The following is a 14,097-nucleotide window of genomic DNA, read 5'->3' as shown; positions in this document are numbered from 1 at the left end:
AGGGCCGAGTCGGCTGCTGGGCCTCTTGGCTGCTCGGCCTCGAACGGCATCGGCTGAACATCGAATACCAAGGCCCGGACGCTGGGTATTCGTACGCTTCCAAGCGGCCGGTCGCGGTGTCAAGAAATCACCGGCACACTAGGGATTTCCTGAGTCCCGCGCATCGCGGGTCTCCGGCTATTGGCTCCCGCCGGACGCGGTACGGCCCACGGCGCTCTCCCGGCGGGACACTAGGGATTTTCCGGTGTGCGGTGCGCTGCACTGTCCGGGTGTGCCCCCTCCAGGCCCGGCCGGCGCTCGCGTTCCCGCTGCCGACCGGGCCTGCCCGTCTCCTGGAGCGTCGCCCGGTGCTGCTCAGACTCCTGCGAATCCACCTGCGGCCCCACCGGCGCTCCGTCGCGCTGCTGGGGCTGCTGCAGCTGGTACAGATCCTGGCCACCCTGGCCCTGCCGACGCTGGGCGCCGCGGTCATCGACAACGGCGTGGTGAAGGCCGACAGCGGCTACATCACCCGGACCGGCCTGGTCATGCTGGCCGTGGCGCTCCTCCAGATCGCCGCGTCCGTCGGCGCGGTGTCCCTGGGCGCCCGTACGGCCATGGCGATGGGCCGCGACCTGCGTTCCGCGGTCTTCCGCCGGGTGCTGGACTTCTCGGCCCGGGAGGTCGGGCAGTTCGGAACCCCGTCGCTGATGACGCGGACCGTCAACGACGTGCAGCACGTGCAGATGCTGGCGCTCTCCGCGTTCGGCGTCGCCGTGTCGGCCCCCCTGATGTGTCTGGGCAGTATCGCGCTCGCGCTCCAGCAGGACATTCAGCTCTCTCTGCTCCTGGTGGCCTTGGTGGTGGTCCTCGGAATGACCTTCGGGCTCATTCTCGGCCGCACCGATCCGTTCTTCGCCCGTATGCAGAAATACCTGGACCGCACCAACGGGCTGCTGCGCGAACGCATTACCGGAGTCCGGGTCGTCCGGGCTTTTGTGCGCGACGCCCATGAAGGCGCGAGATTCGGCCGCACCAATTCCGAACTGCGCGACATCTCGCTGCGCGTCGGCCGACTGCTGGCGACCATCGTTCCCGTCGTCCTGCTGGCCCTCAATGTCTTCATGGTGGCCGTGCTGTGGTTCGGAGCCCACCGGGTCGAGGCCGGGGCGATGCCGTTCGGTGCGCTCAGCGCGTTCCTGAGCTATCTGTCCCTGGTCATGATGTCCGTGGTGATGGTGACCTTCGTGTGTCTGGCGATGCCCCGGGCGAGGGTCTCGGCCGAGCGCATCCAGCAGGTGCTGGCGACCGAACCGAGCGTGGCTGCGCCGCCCGCGCCGGTACGCGCCCTGCCCGCGGCCGGTGTCCTGACCTTGCGCGGCGCCGGATTCCGCTACCCGGGGGCGAAGGACCCGGTGCTGAGCGGAATCGATCTGAGCGCCCGGCCCGGCGAGACGGTGGCGATCCTCGGCAGCACCGGCAGCGGCAAGACCACCCTGCTCAATCTCGTACTACGGCACTTCGACGCCACCGGCGGCTCCGTCCACGTGGGCGGCGTCGATGTCCGCGCCCTGGACCCGGAGGTACTGCGCCGTACCGTCGGCTTCGTACCACAGCGGCCGTACCTCTTCTCCGGCACCGTCGCCGGCAATCTGCGCTTCGGCGTCCCGGACGCCACCGACGACGAACTCTGGCGCGCGCTGGAAATCGCCCAGGCCCGCGATTTCGTACAGCGTCTGCCCGAGGGGCTGAACTCACCGATCACACAGGGCGGCACCAATGTGTCCGGCGGGCAGCGACAGCGCCTGGCGATCGCGCGCACCCTGCTGCGCAAGCCGGACATCTATCTCTTCGACGACTGCTTCTCCGCGCTGGACCACGCCACGGACGCCGCGTTACGGGCCGCCCTGGAGCCGGAGCTCGCCCGGGCGACGGTGCTCACCGTCGCGCAGCGCGTCAGCACCGTCCAGTACGCACAGCGCATCGTGGTCCTGGACGCGGGACTGGTGGTCGCCACCGGAACGCACGAGGAACTGCTGCGTACCAGTACGACCTACCAGGAAATCGCCCGGTCCCAGCTCACCGCACCCACCGGCCCCTACGGCGGCCCCGGCCCGGACGCCGGAGCCGCGACGACACTTCAGGAGACTCTCCATGGTCCCGGTGGACAGCGCTGACCGCGGGCGGATCGGCCCCGCCCGCCGCACTCTGGGACTGCTGCGCCCGCACCGTGTCCCGGTGGCCGTCGCGGTCGTCCTCGGCATCGGCGGCGTCGCGCTCAACGCCGCCGGTCCGTTGCTCCTCGGCCGGGCCACGGACCTCGTCTTCGACGGCATCCAGCACCCCGAGGCCTCCGGGGGAATCGACTTCCCCGGGATCGCCCGCGTGCTGCTGATCACGCTCGCGCTCTTCGGCGCCGCCTCCTTCCTCACCCTCCTCCAGGGGAGACTGGTCGCGGCCGTCGTCCAGCACGTGGTGTTCGCACTGCGCCACTCCGTGGAAGGCAAGCTCGCCCGGCTGCCGATGCGGTACTTCGACCGCCACCCGGCGGGAGAGGTGCTCAGCCGGGTGACCAACGACGTCGACAACGTGCAGCAGACGCTCCAGGAGACCCTCAGCCAGCTGATCACGGCGGTGTTCTCCGTGCTGACCATGCTGGTGCTGATGTTCGTCATCTCCCCGCTGCTGGCGCTGATCATGCTGGCCTGCGTCCCGGTGTCGGCCGTGCTCGCCGCCCGGATCGGCAAGCGCGCTCGGCCGCGGTTCACCGAGCAGTGGTCCGCCACCGGAGCGCTGAACGCCCATGTCGAGGAGGTCTACACCGGGCACGCGCTGGTCAAGGGCTTCGGCCGGCGCGAGCAGGCCGAGCGCACCTTCGACGAGCACAACGAAGCCCTGTACCGCGCCGGCGCGCGGGCCCAGTTCGTCTCCGGCACCACCGAGCCGTCGATGACGTTCGTCTCCAACCTCGGTTACGTCGTCGTGGCGGTCGTCGGCGCGCTGCGCGTGGTCGCCGGGGCCCTGACCATCGGCGACGTCCAGGCGTTCATCCTCTACTCCCGGCAGTTCAGCCAGCCGATCATCGAGGTCGCCGGTATCGCCGCCCGCCTGCTGTCCGCCCTCGCCTCCGCGGCGCGGGTCCACGAGCTCCTGGACGCCGACGAACAACGCCCCGACCCCGCTTCTCCCGCACACCTCCGCAGCTCTCGCGGGCACGTCCGGTTCGAGAACATCCACTTCCGCTACTCCCCCACCACCCCCCTCATCGAGGACCTCTCCCTCACCGTCGAACCCGGCCGGACCGTGGCGATCGTCGGCCCGACCGGCGCGGGCAAGACCACCCTGGGCAACCTCCTCATGCGGTTCTACGAACTCGACGGGGGACGCATCCTCCTGGACGGCACCGACATCACCGCCCTGTCCCGCGAAGAGCTGCGCTCCCACATCGGCCTGGTGCCCCAGGACGCCTGGCTCTTCTCCGGCACCATCGCCGAGAACATCGCCTACGGCCGCCCCGACGCCACCCGCGAGGACATCGAGGCCGCCGCCCGCGCCACCTGCGCCGACCACTTCATCCGCACCCTGCCCGAGGGCTACGACACGGTTCTGGACGAGGAATCAGCCGGCGTCAGCGCGGGCGAGAAGCAACTCGTCACCATCGCCCGCGCCTTCCTGGCCCGCCCCTCGATCCTGCTCCTGGACGAGGCGACCAGCTCCGTCGACACCCGCACCGAAGCCCTCGTCCAACGCGCGATGCACTCCCTGCGCACGGACCGCACCAGCTTCATCATCGCCCACCGCCTGTCCACCATCCGCGACGCGGACCTCATCCTCGTCATGGAGAACGGCCGCATCATCGAACGCGGGACCCACCCCCAGCTCCTGGCCGCCAAGGGCGCGTACGCCCGCCTCCACTCATCCGCCGACGTTCCCCACCCCCAAGAATCCGAACTCCAGAACGCCACAACCCGCTGACCGGTCTCCGGACCACACTCCCGCGCACCCGTCGGAGGTGACGCCTCCCGCCCCGGTCGGCGAAATGTCCGATTGTCAGAGGTGCCACCTAGAGTTCAGGCCATGGGAACGGAGATCGAGTACGTGCGGGGCGACGCAACGCCCCCCGAGGCAAAGGCCCCAAAGTGATCGCCCATGTCTGCAACGACCTGGGCGGCTGGGGCAAGGGCTTCGTCCTGGCGGTCTCCCGCCGCTGGCCGGAGCCGGAGCAGGCGTACCGGCGCTGGCACCGCGAGCGGGCCCGGAACGACTTCGGCCTCGGCGCTGTGCAAATGGTGCAGGTGGAGCGGCTGATCCGGGTCGCCAACATGATCGGTCTGCGTGGGATACGTACGGGCAGCAAAGGCGTGCCCGTACGGTACGGAGCAATCGACACCGCCCTGGAGACGGTGGCCGCCCGAGCCGCCGAACTCGGCGCCTCGGTCCACATGCCACGCATCGGCTGCGGTCTGGCCGGCGGCCGCTGGGAGCGGATCGAGCCGCTGGTCCGGTCCCGGTTGACGGAGCGGGGGATCGCGGTGACGGTATACGACCACGACTGAGCCGGGCGCAGCCTCACGGCCCGGCAGGACGGGGTCGGCCCGGAGGCACGGCCGCGATCATGTGACGGCGGGCCCACCGTACCGGCACCGGGCCAACACCTGGCCGGCCAGCTCCCGTGGCCCCAACTCGCCGTCCAGGAACACCGTGTCGCCGGGCAAGGTGCCGACCGCCGCCATGCACGGTTCGATTCTGCCCTTGCTCCAGCGCCGGACCTGCTCTTCCCGCTCGGGGTCATCGGGGTAGAAAACGCGCTCCTCGATCCGTCTCTCCAGTTCACACCGGGAGACCTTGAGGAAGAAGTGGTGAAGCTCGACGCCGGCGTCACTCAGCATGCCGAAGATCTCGGTGACGTAGCCGGGGTCGACCAAGGTCATGGGCACCAGGACGGGGCGGTGGTACTCCTCCACCAGGCCCACTGCCAGCTCGGCGACCTGGCGCCGCCACAGTCGCAGGTCCTGGAAGTCGCCGGTCGGCGCCTCCACGATCTCCCGCAGCACGAAGCCGACCATCTCCGGGTCGTAGACCAGCGCCCCGTCCCAGCGCGCACGCAACTCCTCCACCAGCGTGGTCTTCCCACTGCCGAACGCACCGTTCACCCAGACGATCAACGTGTCCCTCCCCGCCCCGCCGCCGACGCCCGTGTTTCGGGCGTGGCATGTCGGCCCAGCTCGCCGTACGGGCCGGGACGGACGCATTCGCCCCGGGCCGCGCCCCGACTTGACGCTCGGCTGCGCTCACCAACCGGCGATCACGTCACGGCCCTGCGGAATGGCGAGGTCGAGCAGACCGGGAAAGCGGGCGTCCAGGTCGTCGCGGCGCAGCCGGTTCATGCGCCGGGTTCCCTCGTCCCTCTGGCGGATCACGCCGGCTTCCCGCAGAACCTTGAAGTGGCCGCTCTGGGTGGACTTGCTGACCGGCAGGGCGAACGTCGCGCAGGCCAGTTCGCCATCGGGTCCGGCATCGGCGAGCCGGGCGACGATGGCCAGCCGCACCGGGTCGCTCAGCGCGGCCAGCACTGCGGTGAACCGCATCTGAGCACGGTCGGGATGCACGAGTTCGGTCGCGGTACGGCTGGCCATGTCCCCACCTTAGCGCACCATGTTCGCCATCTTCGAACATCTGCTATGTTCGCCGTCTCCGAACATGACGCCATGGAGGAATGAATGCCCAGTGACCGCCCCACGACCGCGCTCCACCGCCGGCCGCAACACCGTGCCGCACGAGAGGACCGCCCCGACCCGCTGAACCCGAACGCCCCCGCACCGCCCGTTCCGCGAAGGGGGCGATGGAGGTTCTGGGCCACGGCGTACACCCTGCTGGTCCTGCTGACCGGCACGAACCTCCCGACGCCCCTGTACCGGGGCTACGAAGCGACATTCGGCTTCTCACCGCTGGTCGTCACACTGATTTTCGCCGCGTACGTGGCCGTGCTGCTCCCTTCCCTGCTCCTGGCCGGCCCGCTGTCGGACGCGGTCGGCCGCCGCGGCGTACTGCTGTCGGCCGTGGCACTGGCCGCGCTGGGTTCGCTGGTCTTCGCCCTGGCAGCGGGCACGGGGTGGCTGTTCGCCGCCCGGGTCCTGCAAGGCCTGGCACTCGGCGCGGCCTCGGGGCCCTTGACCGCGGCGCTGACCGAACTCGAACCCACCGGCAACCGCCGCAAGGCGGCGCTGGTGTCCACCGTGGCCTCCGTGGGCGGCCTCGGCCTCGGGCCCGTACTGGCCGGGCTGCTCGCCCAGTACGCCCCGGCACCGGACGTCCTGCCGTTCGCCGTGGAGATCGTGCTGCTGGTTCCGGCCGCAGCGGCCGTCATGAGCCTGCAGCCCGCGTCCGCGAGGACCCGGTGGCGCCCCCGCCGCCCCGAAATCCCGGCAGCGATGCGGACCGTTTTCGCGACCAGCGGTACGGCGAGTTTCCTCGCATTCGCGGTGACCGGACTCTTCCTCACCCTCGTCCCGACCTACGTCGCCACGCTCTCGGGCAGCAGGAACCTGTTCCTGGGCGGTGCCGCGGTGGCACTGATGCTGCTCTGCTCCGCACTCGCCCAACTCCTCGGCTACGGCAAACGAGCCCGAAGCCTGGAGCTCGCCGGCCTCCCCCTCCTGGCCGCCGGACTGGTACTGCTGGCCCTCGCGGGCGGTCTGCCCTCGCTGCCCATGCTGCTCGTCGCGACCGTGATCGGGGGCATCGGCCAGGGGCTCGCGTTCCTCGGCGGCCTCACCGCGGTCAACCAGGCCGCCCCCACCACCCGCCACGCCGACGTGCTCTCCAGCTTCTACGTGATCATCTACCTCGGCGTCGGCCTGCCGGCCATCGGCGTCGGCTTCCTCGCCAACACCGTCGGCCTCCTCACCGCCGTCCAGTACTTCGCCGCCGCAGCCGCCGCACTCTGCCTGGTGATGACGCTTTCCCTGCTCCGCTCCCATCGCCGCACCACCACCGCGGCATCACCACCTCCCACCGACACCGGCCGCTGACCGCGGAAACATCGTTTCCCCTTTCTGGCGAGTGCCGGAAAACCGACGAAGATGAGTCCTGCGCGCAACGCGACGCGGGCAGGCGCCTCTTCGGGGGAGGGCGCCTGCCACACTCCCCCACGGCTGTCCCGTAAACAGATACGGCCTGGGTCAGGCCGCCTCCGGGGTGGAACTCACAGCACCGGCAGAGCCATTGGGCGCGCCGCCAGGCCCCCGAGCCCCCTAGGACTTGTCCGGTCGATCATGTGACGAGTCCCTGACCGGGTCGTTGGTGTTGGCATGGGGCGGGGGCGGGGTGATCTGACTAACGCGGAGTGGGAACGGCTAAAGCCGTTTCTGCCGGTCAGCAACAGGCGTTGTGGCAGATGGCGGGATCACCGGCAGGTGATTGACGGGATCTGCACCGGGTTCGGACCGGCGCGCAGTGGCGCGACCTGCCCGAGCGGTTCGGGCCGTGGAAGACCGTCTATGAACGCCACCGGCTGTGGTCGGCCGACGGGACGTGGGAGCGTCTGCTCCAGCAGGTACAGGCCGCCGCCGATGCCGCCGGCAAGATCGACTGGGACGTCTCGGTCGACTCCACCCTCGTCCGCGCACACCAGCACGCGGCCGGTGCCCGCACCGATCCCCCTCCGGTTTCGGCCTCAAAGGGGGCCGAAACGCCGGACACCAGGGCGAAAGCGCGTGGCAGAGCCTCGTCGCCCGCCTGGTGGAGGTGGTGCTGGAGGTGAGAGCCTGGGCCGCTCGCGGGGCGGGTTCACCAGCAAGATCCGCCTGAGCGCCGACGGCCGATGCCGTCCGCTGTCCCTGATCGTCACACCCGGGCAGCGGGCGGACTGCATTCAGTTCAAGTCGGTAGTGGAGAAGATCCGCGTCCCGCGGACCGTCCTGGGAAGACCCCGCAAGAAGCCCGGCAGCCTGGCGGCGGACAAGGCATACAGCAATGGGCCCTGCCGTGATTACCTGCGACGGCGGGGCATCCGGCACACCATCCCGGAGAAGATCGACAGCCAGGCCGCCCGCCTTCGCAAAGGCTCACACGGCGGACGGCCACCGGGCTTCGACGAAGCGATGTACAAGAAGCGCAACACCGTTGAACGGGCGATCAACCGCATGAAGCAGCACCGGGCGGTCGCCACCGGCTACGACAAGCGCGGCCATGTCTTCCTCGGCACCGCGACAGCGGCAGCCCTCGTCATCTGGCTGCGAACGTAACCGCCGGGACAAGTCCCGGGTGACGGACAGTGAAACTAGCGACGCGCGGGTCTTGGACTTTGGGGTAGCGTCCGGTGGGGAGGTTGGGATGAGTTTCCGGCTGGCGGCGTACGCCGTGTGCATCGAGGACAGGCGGGTGCTGCTCGCCTGTCACGTACCACCGAAGGGCGAGACCAACTGGACCCTTCCGGGCGGAAGGGTCGAGCACGCGGAGGATCCGTTCGACGCGGTGATCCGGGAAGTGGCCGAGGAGACCGGCTGCGACGCGGTGGTCGAACGCCTGCTGGGCGTGGACTCAAGGATCATCCCCGCAGCCGAACGCGCCATCCCCGGTGGGCCAGAACACCAGAATGTCGGCATCTTCTACCAAGTCCGCATCACCGGCGGCCAACTCCGGCCGGAGCCGAACGGCGAAATCGCCGAGTCGACCTGGACTCCGATCCCCGACGTCGCTGGCCTGCGCCGGTCGTCACTCGTCGACATCGGCCTCACCCTGGCGCAGACCCTTCCGGCAACCGGCCACGTCGCGTCCATCCCGGTCGGCGGCCTGATCCAGCACTGAGGAAACCACCAACGTCTACTCCTGCTTGGCCGTCACCTGGCTCGCATGATCGGCCGGACACGCTCTAGCCGGAGTTCCGGCGCATCAGCGCCTCCGTGCCTCACGGGGGTGCACTTCCATGGGGACATGGTCGGGGTGAGCCATGGATGAGGCGGATTCCCGCGGCCGCGGTTTTCCGGGGACCGGGCGCAGTTTCCAGCGGGCCAGAATGGTGGCCAGCGCTATCGTGGCCTCCGTCCAGCTGAACCCGTCACCGATGCACCGCCGGTTTCCCGCACCGAAGGGGACGACCGCTTGGCGCGGGAGTGCCTCCCGCCGTTCGGGCAGCCACCGGTCGGGGTCGAAAGTGTCCGGGTCGGGGTAGTACTCCGGATCACGGTGCAAGGCGTAAAGGCTGAATGCGATCTCGACGCCGGCCGGAATGCGGAAGCCGCTGAGTTCGATCGGTTCGGTCGTGCGCCGCATCAGCAGTACCACGCCGTGCAGGCGGATGACTTCGTCCAGGGTGCGCCGGATACCGGCGAGGCGGGAGACATCGTCAAAGGTCACGGGCCGGTCGCCTACGACCTCGTCGATCTCGGCGACCAGTTGCTTCTCGACCTCCGGGTGCTCGGCCAGATGATGGAACGTCCAGGCGAGGGTGGAGGCCGTGGTTTCCGTACCGGCGAACAGAATGGTGACGAGTTCGTCCCGGACTTCTTCGTCGGTGAGCGCCTCGCCGGTGTCCGCGTCTCGTGCCGCGAGCAGTACGGACAGCAGGTCCGTCTGACCGGCCTGGCCGGACTCGCGTGTGGTGGCGATGACCTCGTCGATGACCTGGCGCATGCTGGTCGTCGCATGGTCGAAGCGACGCCAAAGCGGCAGTTTGTCCAGCATCTTGGGGGTGGCGGCCCTGAGCAGCATGCTCTTCAAGATGATCGGCAGGTTACGGCGTACCGACTCCACCGCCGGCCGGCCGATATCGGTGGAGAACAGGGTCGCCGCGAGCGTCTCGATGGCGTACTCGCCCATGACCTGTTCCACGGCGATGCGCTGTCCCGGTGTCCAGGAATTCGCGAGCGCGCGGGCACGGTCGCTCATCACCTCGGCGTAACGGGCGATCTGGCCGGCGTGGAACATGGGCTGTATCAGGCGCCGGTGACGACGGTGGACCTCACCGCCGGCCGTGGCGAGGCCGTTACCGACCAGGGGGCGGACGCGGTCGAACAGCCGGCCCTTCTCCAGGGACCGGCCGTGCTTGACCATGACGTCGGTGATCGCGGGAGCGCCGGAGGCGACGTATATCGGCATGGTGCCGATATCGACCCGCACCAGATCGCCTGACGCGCGCAGCGACCGCAGGAAGTGCAACGGGTCCCGCTGGAGTGGCAGGACGTGGCCCAGGAGCGGCATACCGCCGGGAGCGCGAGGAACGGCCGTCAATTCGAGCACTGGGGTCCTTTCGCCGGACGAGGTCCGCGCCGGCCGACGTGCGGAGGCGATCCGGCGGGGAGGAGCTTGGTCTACACGGTGCAGCGGTGAGCAGGGCCAAAACGATCTTGCGCGGCATCGTACCCAGCGTGCACTCGTGATCCAATGGGGCGTCCTCGCTTCAGGGACGTTGGCCGGAGCGTCCGCGCCCGACATTTCCGTACACATTCACGGAACGGCGGTCGACGGGAGGACGGGTGGAGTGCCCGGCTTTTCAGGCAGTTGTCAGTGATCTCTGCACGGCCACTCGGACCGGCGTACCGCTTACGGCATTCGGCATATGCCGCGGTTCTTCCACTCGGCCGAAACGGCGCCCGGTTCCCTATCCGCAGAGACAGCTCTTCGTCGCGGCCGACCAGCGGCCGGGCACGTCATTCCTTATGACGTCTGACGTTTGCCTGCCCTTCGGCCCCGCACGCGCTCGTGCGGGGCCGAATGCCCCGGCCGACGGGACTGTTCATGAACCAACCGGAGCCGGTGACACGCTCCTTCAGACCGCCGCGGTCACCCGCGTGCCTGCTGCGCCGGCCCTCTCGGCGTCGATCTCCTGCGGCCCGAATGTCACGGGCAGGGCGGCCGGCCGCTGGGTCAGCCACGCGGCCTCAAGGGTGAGCTCCGCCTCCGAAACCGCGAGCCGGACGTCGGGAAGCAGGCTGAGCAGGGTGTCGATGCCGGTTTCCGCGATGGCCCGGGCGATGTCCGCTCCGGGGCACTGGTGCGGGCCGAAACTGAAGGCGAGGTGCGAGCGGTTGCCGTGCATCGGTCCGGCCGTGGAGCGCACTTCGGGATCGGCGTTGCCGGCTGCGGGGCAGAGCAGCAGCATGTCGCCTTCCTTGATCTGCTGTCCGCCGAGCTGGGTGTCGCCGGTGGCCCAGCGGCCGGGCACCACCGCGATGGGCGGGGTGTCCCACAGCACTTGGTCCAGCGCGTCGGGCAGTGTCATCTGACCGCCCGACAGGCTGCCGCGGAAACGGGAATCGGTCAGCACCAGGCGCAGTGTGTGGGCGAGCAGGTTGACCGTACCCTGGTGGGCCGCCACGAGGATGAGCCGCAGATGCTCGATGATCTCGTCGTCGGTGAGCCCGGACGGATGGGCGATCAGCCGCGACGTCAGGTCGCGGCCCGGCCTCTTCTTCTTCGTCTCGACCAGGTCGCGCAGCGTGCGCGTCACCAGTTCATTGCTGGCAGCAGCCGTGGCACTGCCCTTGACCAGGTCGAGGGCGGGGGCCACCAGGTCAGGCCCCTCCCCGGGCGCCATCCCCAGAACCTGCAAGATCACCAGCATCGGGAGGGGCTCGGCGTAGTCGCGGACCAGGTCGGCTTCGCCCTTCTTGGCGAAGGCCGACACCAGCTGCCGGGTGTAGCGCGTGATGTAGCGGCGTACGCCGTGCCGGTTGATCTGTTCGAGGCTGTCCGTGACCGCGCTGCGAAGACGCACCAGCTCCGGCCCGTCGGCGAACACACACAACGGCTGCCAGCCCACCATGGGGACCAAGGGCGAATCGTCCGGGATGCGCCCTTCCTGCCATGCCGACCAGCGCCGCGAGTCACGGGAGAACCGCGAGGGAGTGCGCATCACCTCAAGGTTGTCCTGGTACCCCAGGACCAGCCAGGCGGGTACATCGCCGTGCAGCAGTACCGGCGCGACCGAACCGTGCTCGCGGCGGAGCGTCTCGTACAGTTCCTGAGGATGTGCCTCCGCCTCGTCGCCGTACAGCCGGCGCACCCCGGAAGCCATACCGTGTGCCGGACAGCCCGGGGGCGGCACCGCTACGGAGTGGTGAGAGGAAGCGTCCGGGAGGGGGGTGGTCACAGGTCCTCCGAAGTCGTTGGGGGGAGCAGCCGCGGACGGGGCCCAGCGGCGTACTCACGCGTCATCTCCGGGTCACGTGCCGCGGTGCTTCCGCGATCCAAGATCCCGAGCCAGAGGCAGCATATCTCCGGCGCCCGCCTACCCGAGCATGGCCTCGAACGTGCTGCGGGGACGCGCTGCGGGCACGAAGTCTCCGACCGGCCAGCCGGGTTGACGGGCCCGGCGAGCCGGCCCAGGCGTCGTGGGCCATCGAGGTGCGGGTACCCCGGCCACTCCCGGCTCATCGCGGGCGGATTCACGGCTCATCGCAAAGGAATGTCGCCCGCTGGAGAGTCGCCCCCTGGAATCCGCCGTGTGCCTCGGTGATGACGTGAGTGCGGGTCAGTTTCCCGGTGCGCGGGTCCCAGAACGGCCGTGGGGTGGGATTGATGGTGATGTCGCCGTTCCGGGCGATCCAGCGCGGCGCCTCGCGGTAGGCGCGGCGTATCCGGGGGTGGTCGTTGATGTCACGCTCGACAGCCAGAACACGCCGATCCGTGGGGTGACGCTGAAGGGTCGCCGAGACCACCGCGAGGGACGGCATCAACCAGTACTCGTGGAACGCCTCAGGATTGTTGCCACCCAGAATCTCGGGGGCGTCGGGATGGAACAGGATGTACCTCTGCGTGTTCCGGGTGGGGTGCGCCGTGACATGGCGCCGCACGCCCCCGAAAACCTCCCGGAACGAGGGGTTCGTGAGCACTACGTTCCAGGCCAGATCGTAGACCACGGACGGGTGGGACAGGCCGTCGATCAGGCGCTGGTAGAGCCTCGACAGGGGCGGGTACGACTGCGCTTTGGTGATCGCGGAAGGGGGGATCTGCCCCGTGAGAATATAGAGATTCGCCCGGCTCTCCGCATTCATCTCCAGAGCGCCGCCGAGCCGTTCCACCTGTTGCGCATTCAACTGGGCCGGCCGTTGCAGCCAGTTGCGGAGCGTACGGGGAGTCACCCCGAGTTTCGCCGCCAGGTCTTTGCGGGTGACGCCGAGGGTCGTGCGCGCCTCCTCCAGGAGCTGCCTGACCGTCTCGTCGCGGTCCCGGTTGGCTTCGTGGGCAGGTGCGGATGCCGGTACGGGCGCGGCCGTGAGCGCAGGTGCTGCCGCTGCGGGTGCGGCGTGCCGGGGATCATCCGTCATGGCGGTCACCCACTGACGAGAAACCCATCGGAAATGAACCATGTGTTTGCAAAGTCCGCGGCTTGAGAGCTGCGCCGAACACGCTAGGTCGACTCATGGGGTTCACCATACGAACATCACCGGAAGAGCCTCAAACGGCCTAGCCATAGCCCTAGGCGACATCTCTGTGCGCGGCTATTCGCTGCCCATATCGGAAGCATATCGCCCCGGGAATCGCCCGGACGCACCGCCTGGAGACCATAGCCATGGCGGCCGGTATATCGACTGCGCGCGAGTCGGGACGAGGTTGTCCGGTTCCAGTTGAAGGCGCAAACAAGCCGGCACAGACGGCAGTGGGCCCGTACGCCGCCTCGGCGTACGGGCCCACTGTTCTCCTCAGAGCCTGCCGGGTCTCCGTAAGCACTGCCCGGCCTCCTCAGAAACCTGTCAGTCCTAGTCAGAATCTGTCAGGCCTCCTCGGAAGCCATCAGGCAGGCCAACCCCATTGCTTGACGCGCTTGTAGCCGCCACCAGGGCAGTACATGCTGATGCCCCGGCGATCACCCTGCCAAGGCCCCGGACCGTAGTTGAGCTGACGGACGTGCGAGCCCTTCTTGCACTGAATGCTCGCCCCGTACCGGGCCGGTCCGTGACCGTCACACCAGACGTTCGCCGACGTGCCGGTCTTCCAGTTGGTGTGACACTTGAGCTTCAGCGTCTGCCGGGGCGGCGCCGCGTTGCTCGCCACCGCAGGCAGGGCGGGGACAGCGACGGCCGCTGCCGTCATCACGGCCAGCATCGCATGTCGTATACGCACCAGTTGTTCCCCCTGAATCGATGCGGCCTGCACCCGCAGCTGCCGGGGTTCGGT

The 14,097-nt window shown here is 69.1% G+C and carries 10 protein-coding genes and 2 pseudogenes; 6 read left to right on the top strand and 6 right to left on the bottom strand.

The window, feature by feature from the left end; translation table 11 throughout:
- Window positions 1-347: 347 nt before the first annotated feature.
- The 3 genes and pseudogenes from ACH4FX_RS36730 (at window position 348) to ACH4FX_RS36720 (ending at window position 4,535) form a co-directional block, all read left to right on the top strand.
- On the top strand, window positions 348-2,156 hold the full coding sequence (locus ACH4FX_RS36730) for an ABC transporter ATP-binding protein (protein WP_398485813.1): 1,809 nt from the start codon (window positions 348-350) through the stop codon (window positions 2,154-2,156).
- Entirely contained in the window at window positions 2,134-3,954 is a 1,821-nt protein-coding gene (locus ACH4FX_RS36725; RefSeq protein ID WP_398485812.1) for an ABC transporter ATP-binding protein, read from the top strand. The genes ACH4FX_RS36730 and ACH4FX_RS36725 overlap by 23 nt, the downstream gene beginning before the upstream one ends.
- A gap of 102 nt (window positions 3,955-4,056) precedes the next feature.
- Window positions 4,057-4,535: pseudogene (locus ACH4FX_RS36720) on the top strand (macro domain-containing protein).
- 57 nt (window positions 4,536-4,592) lie between these two features.
- Here ACH4FX_RS36720 and ACH4FX_RS36715 read toward each other — a convergent pair.
- Together ACH4FX_RS36715 and ACH4FX_RS36710 are read right to left on the bottom strand one after the other, a co-directional pair.
- A complete protein-coding gene (locus ACH4FX_RS36715; RefSeq protein WP_398485811.1) occupies window positions 4,593-5,144 on the bottom strand; it encodes an AAA family ATPase in 552 nt (183 codons plus the stop codon).
- A 126-nt stretch (window positions 5,145-5,270) separates the two neighbouring features.
- Window positions 5,271-5,615: an ArsR/SmtB family transcription factor gene (locus tag ACH4FX_RS36710; RefSeq protein ID WP_398485810.1), complete on the bottom strand. Its 345-nt coding sequence runs from the start codon at window positions 5,613-5,615 to the stop codon at window positions 5,271-5,273.
- An 84-nt stretch (window positions 5,616-5,699) separates the two neighbouring features.
- Between ACH4FX_RS36710 and ACH4FX_RS36705 the strand changes: the two genes are divergently transcribed.
- From ACH4FX_RS36705 to ACH4FX_RS36695, 3 genes and pseudogenes are all read left to right on the top strand, one after another.
- Window positions 5,700-7,010: an MFS transporter gene (locus ACH4FX_RS36705; protein WP_398485809.1), complete on the top strand. Its 1,311-nt coding sequence runs from the start codon at window positions 5,700-5,702 to the stop codon at window positions 7,008-7,010.
- A gap of 279 nt (window positions 7,011-7,289) precedes the next feature.
- Window positions 7,290-8,225 (top strand): annotated as a pseudogene (locus ACH4FX_RS36700) (IS5 family transposase).
- An 88-nt stretch (window positions 8,226-8,313) separates the two neighbouring features.
- Window positions 8,314-8,787, top strand: a complete 474-nt coding sequence (locus tag ACH4FX_RS36695; RefSeq protein ID WP_398485808.1) for an NUDIX hydrolase — start codon at window positions 8,314-8,316, stop codon at window positions 8,785-8,787.
- Between the two features lie 84 nt (window positions 8,788-8,871).
- On the opposite strand, the gene ACH4FX_RS36690 is transcribed toward ACH4FX_RS36695, so the two are convergent.
- From ACH4FX_RS36690 to ACH4FX_RS36675, 4 genes are all read right to left on the bottom strand, one after another.
- Window positions 8,872-10,218: a cytochrome P450 gene (locus ACH4FX_RS36690; RefSeq protein ID WP_398485807.1), complete on the bottom strand. Its 1,347-nt coding sequence runs from the start codon at window positions 10,216-10,218 to the stop codon at window positions 8,872-8,874.
- Window positions 10,219-10,747: 529 nt separating this feature from the next.
- On the bottom strand, window positions 10,748-11,995 hold the full coding sequence (locus tag ACH4FX_RS36685; RefSeq protein WP_398485806.1) for a cytochrome P450: 1,248 nt from the start codon (window positions 11,993-11,995) through the stop codon (window positions 10,748-10,750).
- Window positions 11,996-12,365: 370 nt separating this feature from the next.
- Window positions 12,366-13,247, bottom strand: coding sequence for a helix-turn-helix domain-containing protein (locus ACH4FX_RS36680; RefSeq protein ID WP_398485823.1), 882 nt, complete (start codon window positions 13,245-13,247; stop codon window positions 12,366-12,368).
- 466 nt (window positions 13,248-13,713) lie between these two features.
- On the bottom strand, window positions 13,714-14,025 hold the full coding sequence (locus ACH4FX_RS36675) for a hypothetical protein (protein WP_398485805.1): 312 nt from the start codon (window positions 14,023-14,025) through the stop codon (window positions 13,714-13,716).
- Window positions 14,026-14,097: the final 72 nt, after the last annotated feature.

This window comes from Streptomyces sp. NPDC018019, from assembly GCF_044327805.1.
In the GTDB taxonomy this organism is placed as follows: Bacteria; Actinomycetota; Actinomycetes; order Streptomycetales; family Streptomycetaceae; genus Streptomyces.
Note: the sequence above shows the minus strand (reverse complement) of the source record. Positions and strands in the feature narration are given on the sequence as shown.

What these genes read in the sequence shown, in the direction of transcription:
- ACH4FX_RS36725 (WP_398485812.1), top strand. Translation starts at nt 2,134, where the DNA reads ATGGTCCCGGTGGACAGCGCTGACCGCGGGCGGATCGGCCCCGCCCGC.
- ACH4FX_RS36710 (WP_398485810.1), bottom strand. Translation starts at nt 5,615, where the DNA reads ATGGCCAGCCGTACCGCGACCGAACTCGTGCATCCCGACCGTGCTCAG.
- ACH4FX_RS36705 (WP_398485809.1), top strand. Translation starts at nt 5,700, where the DNA reads ATGCCCAGTGACCGCCCCACGACCGCGCTCCACCGCCGGCCGCAACAC.
- ACH4FX_RS36695 (WP_398485808.1), top strand. Translation starts at nt 8,314, where the DNA reads ATGAGTTTCCGGCTGGCGGCGTACGCCGTGTGCATCGAGGACAGGCGG.
- ACH4FX_RS36685 (WP_398485806.1), bottom strand. Translation starts at nt 11,995, where the DNA reads ATGGCTTCCGGGGTGCGCCGGCTGTACGGCGACGAGGCGGAGGCACAT.
- ACH4FX_RS36680 (WP_398485823.1), bottom strand. Translation starts at nt 13,247, where the DNA reads ATGACGGATGATCCCCGGCACGCCGCACCCGCAGCGGCAGCACCTGCG.
- ACH4FX_RS36675 (WP_398485805.1), bottom strand. Translation starts at nt 14,025, where the DNA reads ATGCTGGCCGTGATGACGGCAGCGGCCGTCGCTGTCCCCGCCCTGCCT.